This is a genomic window from Enterobacter cloacae complex sp. P47BA (assembly GCF_014930485.1).
Lineage (GTDB): Bacteria > Pseudomonadota > Gammaproteobacteria > Enterobacterales > Enterobacteriaceae > Enterobacter > Enterobacter bugandensis.
The window spans coordinates 63,461-75,503 of the sequence record NZ_JADBRF010000024.1 but is presented as its reverse complement, the minus strand read 5'-3'; the positions used below and the strand labels follow the sequence as shown (position 1 = coordinate 75,503).

Sequence of the window (12,043 nt, the reverse complement as noted above, 5' to 3'; positions counted from 1 at the left end):
ACCATGGGTAAAGGATGTTAAAAAGTGTTCACCATGTCCCCGAACACCTGTCTACCATGTCCCCGGACTGTACAGTGGGAGAGGGCCGGGGTGAGGGCATCAGGCCGCACAATAGTAAGCCAGCCGTTCCGCCAGTATATCCACAAACGCCTCCCGGTCGATATCCACCATCAGCGTCGTATTCGGTTTATTTCCCGTCAGCGAATAGTAATCCACCACCGTCATCCCCTGGGTATATTTCCCCTGCGTCTCCACGCCAACCCATCTGTCCACCGAGGTAAACATTTCAGGCTTCAGCAGCCAGGCGATGGTGCACGGGTCATGCAGCGGCGCGCCGTGAAAGCCCCATTTCTCGGCTTTGTGATACTCCATAAAGAAGTCGAGCAGCTCGGCTACGGTTGTCGCAACCGGGTTGCCCACGGCGCGGAAGCGCTCAATATCGTCTGCCATAATCTGTGCCCGATGCGTCACGTCCAGCCCCGCCATCACAATCGGCAGGCCCGACTGGAAGACGATCTCCGCCGCTTCCGGATCAACAAAGATGTTGAATTCGGCCGCAGGCGTCCAGTTCCCCAGCCCCATTGATCCGCCCATGATGACGATACGGGCGATGTTGCTGTGAAGTTCAGGATGGCTGTTCAGCAGGAGCGCAACGTTAGTCTGGGGGCCGGTCGCCACCAGGGTGACGGGTTCTGCACTTTCACGCAGCACCTTCGCCATCAGCTCCACGGCGGTGCAGTTTTGCGGTGCAAAGCCCGGCTCCGGCAGCGCCGGGCCATCCAGCCCACTTTCACCGTGAACGTTGTCGGCAATGATCAGCTCGCGCATCAGCGGCTTAACGGCGCCGCCTGCGACAGGAATATCGGTGCGTTTCAGCAGCGTCAGCATTCGTAAAACGTTGCGCAGGGTTTTGTCCGGCGTCTGATTTCCGGCGGACGAGGTGACCGCTTTCACGTCCAGTTCAGGGGAGGCAAGCGCGAGGACGAGCGCGAGCGCGTCATCATGACCCGGATCGCAGTCGAGAATTATAGGGTGTGCCATAGCGTTCTCCATTCTTAGCATTATTTTGTGACAAGGTTAACGCTGCGATGTGACGCCGAATAGAAAAAGAGATCTAAAGCGTGAAGCAGTGCGCAATCCGCAGATTGCGCACCGAGAAGATTAGTGCAGGATTTTCGCGAGGAAATCTTTCGCGCGTTCGGATTTCGGGTTGGCGAAGAACTCTTCTTTCGGTGAGTCTTCGACAATTTTCCCTTCGTCCATGAAGATCACGCGGTTGGCCACTTTACGGGCGAAGCCCATTTCGTGCGTCACCACCATCATGGTCATCCCTTCGTGCGCCAGCTCGACCATCACGTCCAGCACTTCGTTGATCATTTCAGGATCGAGCGCTGACGTGGGCTCATCGAACAGCATCGCCACCGGATCCATGCACAGCGCGCGCGCAATCGCCACACGCTGCTGCTGGCCGCCGGAAAGCTGTGCCGGGAACTTATCGGCATGTGCAGAAAGCCCCACGCGCTCCAGAAGCTTGAGCCCCTTTTCGCGCGACGCTTTTTTATCACGCTTGAGCACTTTGACCTGAGCCAGCGTCAGGTTCTCAATAATGGACAGATGAGGGAACAGTTCAAAATGCTGGAACACCATGCCGACGTGAGAGCGAAGCTGGGCCAGGTTGGTTTTCTTGTCGTTCACTTTCGTGCCGTTAACAACAATTTCGCCCTGCTGCACAGGCTCCAGACCATTAACCGTTTTGATCAGCGTAGACTTACCGGAACCGGACGGCCCGCACACCACCACCACATCGCCTTTTTTGACTTCGGTGGAGCAGTCGGTCAGCACCTGAAAGTGCCCATACCATTTAGAAACATTTTTCAGGGAAATCATTATACCGTCCTTTTCTTCAGCCAGCTGACCAACAGCGACGCGCTTAAACTAATCACAAAATAGACCGCACCCGCGAAGAGCACCATCTCGACCTGCGTACCATCGCGTTCACCTATTGTCGACGCGGTACGGAAGAAGTCCGCCAGACTCAGAACGTAAACCAGAGAGGTATCCTGGAACAGCACGATACCCTGGGTCAGCAGGAGCGGAACCATGGCGCGAAACGCCTGAGGCAGAATGATGAGCTGCATGGACTGCCAGTGCGTCATTCCCAGCGCCAGCGCGGCGCTGGACTGCCCACGGGAGATACTCTGGATACCCGCACGGATAATCTCTGAATAGTAAGCGGCCTCAAACATCGAGAACGCCACCATCGCAGAGATCAGGCGGATGTCGGTTTTCGGCGACAGTCCCAGCACATTCTGTAAGAAGCCTGGAACAATCAGGTAAAACCACAGCAGCACCATCACCAGCGGGATGGAGCGGAAGACGTTAACGTAGGCAGTCGCAAACCAGGCGAGCGGCTTAAAGCTCGACAGGCGCATGACGGCCAGCAGGGTGCCCCAGACGATACCCACGACGATAGCGATCGCGGTGATCTTTAGGGTAATCACCAGGCCATCGAGCAGGTAAGGCATGGATGGAACAATAGAACTCCAGTCAAATTCGTACATTATTTGCCTCCCAGATTGCCCGGCAGGCGTACTTTGCGTTCAACCAGGTTCATCACCAGCATGATGAAAGCGTTAATCAGAACATACGCGAGCGTGATCGCGGTGAAGGATTCCCACGCGTGAGCGGAATAATCCAGCAGCTTGCCCGCCTGTGCAGCCATATCCACCAGGCCGATGGTTGAGGCGATGGCCGAGTTTTTCACCAGGTTCATCATCTCTGAGGTCATCGGTGGAACGATAACGCGGTAGGCGTTAGGCAGCAGCACGTAGCGGTAGGTTTGTGGCAGGGTCAGGCCCATCGCCAGGCCCGCATTTTTTTGTCCGCGTGGCAATGACTGAATGGCGGCACGCACCTGCTCGCAAACGCGCGCAGCGGTAAACAGCCCCAGACACATCATGGAGGAGACAAAGAACTGCACGTTCGGATCCAGCTCCGACTTGAACCACATGCCAATATTTTCCGGCAGCAGTTCCGGGATGACCAGATACCAGGTAAAGAACTGCACGATGAGCGGAACGTTACGGAACAGTTCCACATACAGTGTGCCAATTGTTGAAAGAAAACGGTTAGGGACGGTTCGCAGAATACCGAACAGCGAACCGACAAGAAACGCGATGATCCACGCCGTTATCGATAATGCCACGGTAACCTGAAAGCCGCTCCACAGCCAGCCAAGATAGGTGGTGTTGCCGAACGGGGCTTGTTGCAGGAAGATGCCCCAGTTCCAGTCTATTGACATAATAAACTCCAGAAAAAAGAGGGTAGCAGCGCTACCCTCGAAGATTGGTGAGAAGCTCTTTTTTCGCGCTGAGTGGGGAACGACCACTCAGCGTATATGTCTGTCCATGCTTCCCGACAATCGAGAGGGCAGGAGATCCCGCCCCTGTTTTTCTAATTAGTTAAGAGCCTTGTCATTTGGAGATTTGAACAGCGCTTTCATGTCGTCAGACAGTTCAAAGTTCATATTGAGATTTTTTGGTGGAATCGGGTTCTTAAACCACTTGTCGAACCATTTTTCCGCTTCGCCGGAGGTCTGCACCTGGGCGATAGTGTCATCGATCAGCTTTTTGAACTGCGGATCGTCTTTACGCAGCATACAGCCGTAGGCTTCTTTGGACTGCGCGGTACCGACGATATCCCAGTTGTCTGGTTTCTTCGCCTTCGCACGTTCGCCCGCCAGCAGGGCGTCATCCATCATAAACGCGACGGCACGACCGCTTTCCAGCGTACGGAAGGAGTCGCCATGGTCTTTCGCGCTGATGATGCGCATATCCATTTTCTTCTCGTCGTTCAGCTTGTGTAGCAGGACTTCAGAAGTGGTACCGGAGGTCACAACGACCGCCTTGCCTTTCAGGTCCGCAAAATCTTTGATTGCGCCGCCCTTCTTGGTCAGCAGACGGGTGCCCACGACAAAGATGGTGTCAGAGAAGGCCGCCTGTTTTTGACGCTCGAGGTTGTTAGTGGTGGAACCACACTCGAAGTCAAAGGTGCCGTTTTGCAGCAGTGGAATACGGTTCTGTGAAGTGATTGGGATCAGCTTCACCTGCAGGTCAGGTTTGTTCAGCTTTTTCTTCACAGCTTCAACGATAGCGTTGGAGTAATCCTGTGAATAGCCCACGACTTTTTGCGTGTTGTCGTAGTAAGAGAACGGGACGGAAGATTCACGGTGGCCGACCACGATGACGCCGTTTTTGGCAATCTTGTCGAGAGTGCTGCCTGCTGCCGGAGCGTCTTCAGCGTGAACCACGCCTGCGGACATTCCCATAACCAGCATTGCTGTGGCCAGTTTACGTAATTGCATACCCAACTCCTTTCTTATCAGCGCCAGTGACGCATAGATACCCATTGTGATGTTGTTATATCTCGCGCAATGCGAGTGCAGTGTTATGCAAGCTTGTTAACATTTAGTCTGGCTTAATGTAAAGATTTTGCTGCGTTATTGTTTATTTTTGCGAAGCGCGCCGCACCATTCAGAGGCAATAATCTCCCGTTGCACCGTTTCGGTGCTAGCGACGATCTACACTGGTGCGACAAGGTTGCACGTTAAGCCAGACAGCGTTTACGTGAATAAATAAAGCAACAGGCGTGCCAGAATTGAAGATTGGGAGGAAATTGCCGGGTAAGGCGCAGCCGCCACCCGGCATCAGAAGGCAAGATTATTTATGACGCTGACGCAGGCTCATCAGCACGGCGCCAAAGCCGAACAGCGCGGTCAGGATCCACAGCGGCCAGTTGCCGGTGCGGGCGTACGGCGTCAGGCCCGTGGTTGGCGTGACTTTGGTTGTCAGCACTTCACGGGTGAACTGCGGGATCATGGCCTGGATTTCGCCCTTCGGGCCAATCACGGCGGTGATGCCGTTATTGGTGCTACGCAGCAGCGGACGCGCCAGCTCCAGAGAACGCATGCGCGCCATCTGGAAGTGCTGCCACGGGCCGATTGATTTACCGAACCACGCATCGTTGGAGATGGTCAGCAGATAGTCGGTGTCCGGGCGGAAGTTATCGCGCACCTGCTCGCCGAGGATGATTTCGTAGCAGATGGCGGCCGTCAGGGCCAGACCGTGCGCGTGGAGCTGGGGCTGAACGTACGGACCGCGGCTGAAGGAGGACATCGGCAGGTCAAAGAACGGTGCCAGCGGACGCAAAATAGACTCCAGCGGCACAAATTCACCGAACGGCACGAGGTGGTTCTTGTTGTACCGGTCGGTGGAGTGGTAGCTGTATTCGCTGTCTTTGCCGAGCGTAATAATGGTGTTGTAGGTGTCGTAGCGGTTCTGCTGATTCAGACGCGCATCAACAATGCCGGTAATCAGGGTGCTGCCACGCGCCACCAGCAGATCGTTCATCATGTTGAGGAACGGCTGCTGGTTAATTTCCAGATCGGGAATAGCGGATTCTGGCCAGATAATCAGCTGCGATTTGCCCATCACCTCTTCGGTGGCGTTGGCGTAGATCTTCAGCGTGTTCAGCAACTCTTTTTCGTCCCACTTCATGGACTGCGGGATATTCCCCTGCACCATGGAAACCTGCATGGCGCGCTCGGGCTCGGGCGTGAACCACTGGATATAGCGCAGCGGGAAGGGCAGGGCGAACAGCACCAGGGCCACAGCCAGCGGCTTCCAGCCGCGCGTGACCAGCGCCAGTACCAGCAGGCCGCTCACCACCATCAGCAGGAAGTTAATGGCTTCAACGCCCATTACCGGTGCCAGACCTTTCAGCGGGCCGTCAATCTGGCTGTAGCCGAACTGCAGCCACGGGAAGCCGGTCAGCACCCAGCCGCGCAGGAACTCGGTAATCTGCCAGACCACTGGCGCGGCAATGGCGACACGCAGCCAGGTGGTTTTAGGCCACAGGCGAGAGAGAATTCCGGCGAACAGACCGGTATAGAGCGAGAGATAGGCGGCTAGCAGGACGACCAGGAAGACGTTAACCGGCCCCGGCATCCCGCCAAACTGTGCGATGCTGACGTAGACCCAGTTAATGCCGGAGCCAAATAGCCCCAGCCCCCAGAAGTAGCCGATCGCAGCGGCCTGTACCGGACGACGATTCAGGGTTAACCCCTGAAGCCCCATCAGGGAGAGAATGGCCGCGGGCCAGATATCGTAAGGAGAAAAAGCCAGCGTACCGCTGGCTCCGAGTAACAGCGCCAGCAGCAAACGGACGCGCTGGCGTTCAAGCAATGGGGCAAATGCCATTTACATTAATCTTCCAGTTTTGGCACCGGTGAATCGTCCGGCGTTCTGACGTGAACCTGTATAATACGTCGGCTGTCGGCCATTGCCACTTTGAACTGGTAACCGTCGATGTCAACGGTCTCACCGCGCGCCGGAAGATGGCCAAAGGCCTGCATCACCAGCCCGCCAATGGTATCGACCTCTTCATCGCTGAAGTGGGTACCGAAGGCGTCGTTGAAATCTTCAATCGAGGCCAGCGCGCGCACGGTCCAGGTGTGGCGACTAAGCTGACGGAAGTCGATATCTTCTTCTTCGTCGTACTCGTCTTCGATTTCGCCCACGATCAGCTCAAGAATATCTTCGATCGTGACAAGACCTGAGACACCGCCGAATTCATCAATAACAATCGCCATGTGGTAACGCTGAGAGCGAAACTCTTTCAGCATCCGATCCACACGTTTACTTTCCGGCACGACCACGGCCTGGCGTAACACTTTTTCCATGCTGAAGGCTTCGGCATCGCTGCGCATAAACGGCAGCAGATCTTTGGCCATCAAAATCCCTTCGATGTGATCTTTATCTTCGCTGATGACCGGGAAACGCGAGTGGGCGGATTCGATGATCACATCGAGGCACTCGTCCAGCGTCTGGTTACGTTTCAGGGTGATCATCTGCGAGCGGGGGATCATGATGTCGCGGACGCGCTGGTCGGCAATGTCCATGACCCCTTCGAGCATTTCGCGCGTATCTTCGTCGATAAGGTCGTTCTGCCCGGAATCACGAATCAGCTCCAGCAGTTCATCACGGTTTTTCGGCTCGCCGTGGAAAAGCTGGTTCAGAATGAGGGAGAAAAATCCCTTTTTACTGGTTGTCGTGTCGCTACTGTGTGAATTGTCGTCGCTCATGGCGTTTGTTAAGGGTTCTCTTGTTAGTTCAATGTTAACCGCCGCGCTATGTCCCTGCGCGGCGGCATGGTAGTCAGTAACTGACTATTCTTTCTCGGCAATGTACGGATCCTCATAGCCCAGAGCAAGCATTATCTCTGTCTCAAGGGACTCCATCTCTTCCGCTTCGTCATCTTCAATGTGGTCGTAGCCCAGCAGGTGCAGGCTGCCATGCACCACCATATGCGCCCAGTGCGCTTCCAGCGGTTTCTGCTGCTCTTTGGCTTCCTGCTCAACCACCTGACGGCAGATGATCAGATCGCCCAGCAGCGGCATCTCAATACCCGGCGGCGCTTCGAACGGGAAAGAGAGCACGTTGGTTGGCTTATCTTTCCCTCGGTAGGTCAGGTTAAGCTCATGGCTTTCCGCTTCATCCACCAGGCGAATCGTGACTTCTGATTCTTCCTGAAACTGGGGGATTACCGCATCCAGCCATTTCTGAAACTGTGCCTCTTCTGGCATGCCGGAATTGTCTTCACAGGCCAGCTGTAAATCGAGGATCACCTGACTCATTTCTGTTCTTGCTCCTGCGCTTCGCGCTTACGTTCTGCGGCCTGTTCGGCCCTGCGTTTTTGATCCGCCTCTTCCCAGGCTTCATAGGCGTTAACGATGCGCGCGACCACCGGGTGGCGAACGACGTCTTCACTGTGGAAGAAGTTAAAGCTAATTTCGTCTACCTCTGACAGCACCTCAATGGCGTGGCGCAGGCCTGATTTAGTGCTGCGCGGCAGGTCGATCTGGGTAACGTCACCGGTGATCACCGCTTTCGAGTTGAAGCCGATACGCGTCAGGAACATTTTCATCTGTTCGATGGTGGTGTTCTGGCTTTCATCGAGAATGATGAACGCGTCGTTGAGCGTGCGGCCGCGCATGTAGGCGAGCGGGGCCACTTCGATCACGTTACGTTCGATCAGCTTCTCCACTTTCTCGAAGCCGAGCATTTCAAACAGCGCGTCGTACAGCGGGCGCAAATAGGGGTCCACTTTCTGACTCAAATCGCCCGGCAGGAAGCCGAGTTTTTCACCCGCTTCAACGGCAGGACGGGTCAGCAGGATGCGACGGATCTCCTGACGCTCCAGCGCATCCACCGCAGCGGCAACCGCCAGATAGGTTTTACCCGTCCCCGCCGGACCCACGCCGAAGGTGATGTCATGGTCAAGAATGTTGGCGATGTACTGTGCCTGGTTAGGCGTACGCGGCTTGATGACGCCACGCTTGGTCTTGATATTGATTGCCTTGCCGTAGTCCGGCACGCTTTCCGCGCTCTGCTCAAGCACGCGCGCCTCTTTAATGGCGAGGTGGATCTGTTCCGGCTCGATATCCTGAATTTCGCCGCGCATCGGGGCGGTATCGACATACAGGCTGCGCAGAATATCTGCTGCCGCGTTGACGCAGATAGGGCGTCCGGTGAGTTTGAAATGGTTATCGCGACGATTGATTTCGATACCCAGACGTCGCTCCAGTTGTTTGATGTTGTCATCAAACGGCCCGCACAGGCTCAGCAGGCGAGCGTTGTCTGCGGGCTCAAGGCTAATTTCACGCGTATCTATGTTCAAACTGTTCCTCTTTAATTGGTTAACTGACCCGCTGCCATACGGCGCAATAGAACGGTCATTACCGAAATTATTCACGCCACAGAATAAAGGCGCAAGCGTTGCGGTAGATATTGGGGGTGATGAGAGGAAATACAAGGCCTGCCGAAGAGGCAGGCCTGAAGGATCAAGGCTGGTAAATCCCAACGCCAGAATCGTTTTCTTTGCGGGTACGAGAAATAACGGATTCCGGTGACTCGGCAATACGCAGGCCCATTTCGTCCTCGGTGCGTACCACCTTCGCGCGCAGCGAGTTGGTCAGCACTTCGACAATTTCGACGTCCACAAATTTACCGATCATGTCCGGGGTGCCTTCGAAGTTCACCACGCGGTTGTTCTCGGTACGACCAGAGAGCTCCATGATGCTCTTGCGGGAAGTACCTTCCACCAGAATGCGCTGGACGGTGCCGAGCATACGGCGGCTCCAGGCGTTGGCCTGCTGGTTGATGCGTTCCTGAAGAATATACAGACGCTGCTTTTTCTCTTCTTCCGGCACGTCGTCAACCATGTCGGCCGCAGGCGTGCCAGGACGCGCTGAGAAGATGAAGCTGTAGCTGACGTCAAAGTTCACTTCACCGATGAGCTTCATAGTGCGCTCGAAGTCATCAGCGGTTTCGCCTGGGAAGCCGACGATAAAGTCAGAGCTAATCTGGATATCCGGGCGCGCTTCGCGCAGCTTGCGGATGGTGGATTTGTACTCCAGCACCGTATGCGGACGGCCCATCAGGTTCAGCACGCGGTCAGATCCGCACTGAATAGGCAGGTGCAGGAAGCTCACCAGCTCTGGCGTATCGCGATAGACGTCAATGATGTCGTCGGTAAACTCCATCGGATGGCTGGTGGTAAAACGAATACGGTCGATGCCGTCAATTGCGGCTACCAGGCGCAGCAGTTCGGCAAAGCTGCCGGTGGTGCCGTCGTAGTTCTCGCCGCGCCAGGCGTTAACGTTCTGGCCCAGCAGGTTCACTTCGCGAACGCCCTGCGCGGCAAGCTGGGCAATTTCAAACAGAATGTCGTCCGCCGGGCGGCTGACCTCTTCACCGCGGGTGTAAGGCACCACGCAGTAGGTACAGTATTTGTTGCAGCCTTCCATGATCGAGACGAAGGCGGTCGGGCCATCGGCGCGCGGCTCTGGCAGACGGTCAAATTTCTCGATCTCCGGGAAGCTGACGTCAACGACCGGGCTACGGTTACCGCGAACCTGATTGATCATCTCCGGCAGGCGGTGCAGGGTCTGAGGACCAAAGACGATATCCACATACGGGGCTCTCTGGCGGATCAGCTTACCTTCCTGCGACGCGACGCAGCCACCGACGCCAATGATCAGGTCCGGATTTTTCCGTTTGAGAAGCTTCCAGCGGCCTAACACATGAAAGACTTTTTCCTGTGCTTTTTCACGAATTGAACAGGTGTTCAGCAGTAGCACATCGGCTTCTTTCGCATTTTCAGTCAGCTGGTATCCGTGGGTGGTATCCAGCAGATCGGCCATCTTGGATGAATCGTATTCGTTCATCTGACAGCCCCAGGTTTTTATATGGAGTTTTTTAGTCATCGACTTGCTCAGCTCAGGATTGCAAGCCGCGTATTGTAATGCTTTGGTGGGGTTGTGACCAGTATGAAGGTTGTGTGTCTCAGGACCGCAAAAATCCGGTAAACTTAAGGGATTCTCCAATAAGGAAAATTGACCATGACACTCCAACACACCGAAGTTGCCGTTGTCGGCGGCGGTATGGTCGGCGGCGCGCTGGCGCTGGGGCTGGCGCAGCAGGGATTTGATGTAACCGTTATTGAACAGGCGGCTCCCCCGGCATTCGATACCGCCAGCAAACCGGACGTGCGCATTTCCGCCATCAGTGCGGCGTCCGTCGATCTGCTGCGCGGCCTGGGCGTCTGGGAGGCGGTGCAGGCGATGCGCGCGCACCCTTACAGCCGCCTTGAAACCTGGGAGTGGGAAAATGCCCACGTGTCGTTTGACGCCGCCGAGCTGAAGATGCCGCGCCTGGGCTATATGGTGGAAAACAACGTGCTCCAGCTGGCGCTCTGGCAGGCGCTGGAGGCACATCCGAAGGTGACGCTGCGTATGCCTGCGTCACTTAAGGCACTGCATCCTCATGAAAGCGGCTATTTGCTGACGCTCGACAGCGGCGATGAACTGGCCGTGAAGCTGGTCGTCGGGGCCGATGGCGCTAACTCGCAGGTCAGGGAGATGGCGGGTATTGGGGTTCATGCCTGGCAATATCAGCAATCCTGCATGTTAATCACCGTTCAGTGTGAGAATGCGCCGGGCGAAAGCACCTGGCAGCACTTTACTCCGAACGGCCCGCATGCATTCTTGCCGCTGTTTGATAACTGGGCTTCGCTGGTGTGGTACGACAAACCGGCGCGCATTCGCCAGCTGCAGGGGCTGTCGATGGAGCAGTTGCAGCGCGAGATCCTGCTTCACTTCCCGAGCCGCCTTGGCAACGTGACGCCAGTCACCGCAGGTGCATTCCCGCTCACGCGCCGTCATGCTTTACAGTATGCCCGAGAAGGGCTGGCGCTGGTGGGCGATGCGGCACACACCATCCACCCGCTGGCGGGGCAGGGAGTCAACCTTGGATACCGTGACGTCGATGCGTTACTGAACGTGCTGGGCAACGCACGCGCTCACGCGGAAGCCTGGGCCAGCCATCAGGTACTGAAGCGCTACCAGACGCGCCGTATGGCGGATAACTTCATCATGCAGTCAGGGATGGATCTGTTCTATGCCGGTTTCAGCAATGACCTGGCCCCGGTGCGCATTCTGCGTAACATTGGCTTAATGGCGGCAGAGCGTGCCGGTGGGCTGAAGCGTCAGGCCCTGAAATACGCCCTCGGACTCTAATCTTAATTCCCTCTCCCGTGGGAGAGGGGTAGGGTGAGAGCATCAGGCCGCGCTATTCTGAGCAACAAAAACAAAAAAGCCCGCAGAGCGGGCTTGTTTGTTTTAAGTGGCTGGGGTGCAGGGATTCGAACCCCGGAATGCTGGTATCAGAAACCAGAGCCTTACCGCTTGGCGACACCCCAATTGCGTTAAACAGACTGCTTAACGACTTTTAAATTGGCTGGGGTACGAGGATTCGAACCTCGGAATGCCGGAATCAGAATCCGGTGCCTTACCGCTTGGCGATACCCCAACAATTTTTTATTACCGAAACAAATCGATAATCTTAATTTGGTGGCTACGACGGGATTCGAACCTGTGACCCCATCATTATGAGTGATGTGCTCTAACCAACTGAGCTACGTAGCC

Annotated in this window: 11 protein-coding genes and 3 tRNA genes; 1 reads left to right on the top strand and 13 read right to left on the bottom strand. The window is 55.8% G+C overall.

The genetic code is table 11. The features are described from left to right. Positions 1 to 99 precede the first annotated feature (99 nt). The 10 genes from rihA to miaB all read right to left on the bottom strand — a co-directional run bounded on the left by rihA (position 100) and on the right by miaB (position 10,324). Complete coding sequence (gene rihA, locus IM299_RS20660) at positions 100 to 1,041, bottom strand: pyrimidine-specific ribonucleoside hydrolase RihA (RefSeq protein ID WP_193358026.1); 942 nt, start codon at positions 1,039 to 1,041, stop codon at positions 100 to 102. A 120-nt stretch (positions 1,042 to 1,161) separates the two neighbouring features. Beyond that, entirely contained in the window at positions 1,162 to 1,887 is a 726-nt protein-coding gene (locus IM299_RS20655; protein ID WP_014883001.1) for an amino acid ABC transporter ATP-binding protein, read from the bottom strand. Further along, positions 1,887 to 2,561, bottom strand: coding sequence for a glutamate/aspartate ABC transporter permease GltK (gene gltK / locus IM299_RS20650; protein ID WP_028012346.1), 675 nt, complete (start codon positions 2,559 to 2,561; stop codon positions 1,887 to 1,889). The genes IM299_RS20655 and gltK overlap by 1 nt, the downstream gene beginning before the upstream one ends. Next, entirely contained in the window at positions 2,561 to 3,301 is a 741-nt protein-coding gene (locus IM299_RS20645) for an amino acid ABC transporter permease (protein ID WP_028012347.1), read from the bottom strand. Before IM299_RS20645 ends, gltK begins: the two co-directional genes overlap by 1 nt. Before the next feature lie 156 nt (positions 3,302 to 3,457). Continuing rightward, positions 3,458 to 4,363, bottom strand: a complete 906-nt coding sequence (locus IM299_RS20640) for an amino acid ABC transporter substrate-binding protein (protein ID WP_014831086.1) — start codon at positions 4,361 to 4,363, stop codon at positions 3,458 to 3,460. Positions 4,364 to 4,718: 355 nt separating this feature from the next. Beyond that, positions 4,719 to 6,257 carry an apolipoprotein N-acyltransferase gene (gene lnt / locus IM299_RS20635; RefSeq protein WP_041910789.1) on the bottom strand — a complete coding sequence of 513 codons (1,539 nt, stop codon included), beginning with the start codon at positions 6,255 to 6,257 and terminating at the stop codon, positions 4,719 to 4,721. Between the two features lie 5 nt (positions 6,258 to 6,262). Continuing rightward, a complete protein-coding gene (gene corC / locus IM299_RS20630) occupies positions 6,263 to 7,141 on the bottom strand; it encodes a CNNM family magnesium/cobalt transport protein CorC (protein WP_021242574.1) in 879 nt (292 codons plus the stop codon). Between the two features lie 84 nt (positions 7,142 to 7,225). Continuing rightward, complete coding sequence (gene ybeY, locus IM299_RS20625) at positions 7,226 to 7,693, bottom strand: rRNA maturation RNase YbeY (RefSeq protein ID WP_003858677.1); 468 nt, start codon at positions 7,691 to 7,693, stop codon at positions 7,226 to 7,228. After that, a complete protein-coding gene (locus IM299_RS20620; protein ID WP_028012349.1) occupies positions 7,690 to 8,736 on the bottom strand; it encodes a PhoH family protein in 1,047 nt (348 codons plus the stop codon). Before IM299_RS20620 ends, ybeY begins: the two co-directional genes overlap by 4 nt. A 163-nt stretch (positions 8,737 to 8,899) precedes the next feature. Next, positions 8,900 to 10,324 carry a tRNA (N6-isopentenyl adenosine(37)-C2)-methylthiotransferase MiaB gene (gene miaB / locus IM299_RS20615; protein WP_028012350.1) on the bottom strand — a complete coding sequence of 475 codons (1,425 nt, stop codon included), beginning with the start codon at positions 10,322 to 10,324 and terminating at the stop codon, positions 8,900 to 8,902. A 135-nt stretch (positions 10,325 to 10,459) separates the two neighbouring features. Here miaB and ubiF point away from each other — a divergent pair, with 135 nt between their 5' ends. Then, complete coding sequence (ubiF, locus tag IM299_RS20610) at positions 10,460 to 11,635, top strand: 3-demethoxyubiquinol 3-hydroxylase (RefSeq protein WP_193358025.1); 1,176 nt, start codon at positions 10,460 to 10,462, stop codon at positions 11,633 to 11,635. Positions 11,636 to 11,742: 107 nt separating this feature from the next. Here ubiF and IM299_RS20605 read toward each other — a convergent pair. The 3 genes from IM299_RS20605 to IM299_RS20595 all read right to left on the bottom strand — a co-directional run bounded on the left by IM299_RS20605 (position 11,743) and on the right by IM299_RS20595 (position 12,043). Then, positions 11,743 to 11,817: transfer RNA gene (locus IM299_RS20605), tRNA-Gln, on the bottom strand. Positions 11,818 to 11,852: 35 nt separating this feature from the next. Beyond that, positions 11,853 to 11,927: transfer RNA gene (locus IM299_RS20600), tRNA-Gln, on the bottom strand. A 39-nt stretch (positions 11,928 to 11,966) separates the two neighbouring features. Next, positions 11,967 to 12,043 (bottom strand) — tRNA-Met (locus IM299_RS20595).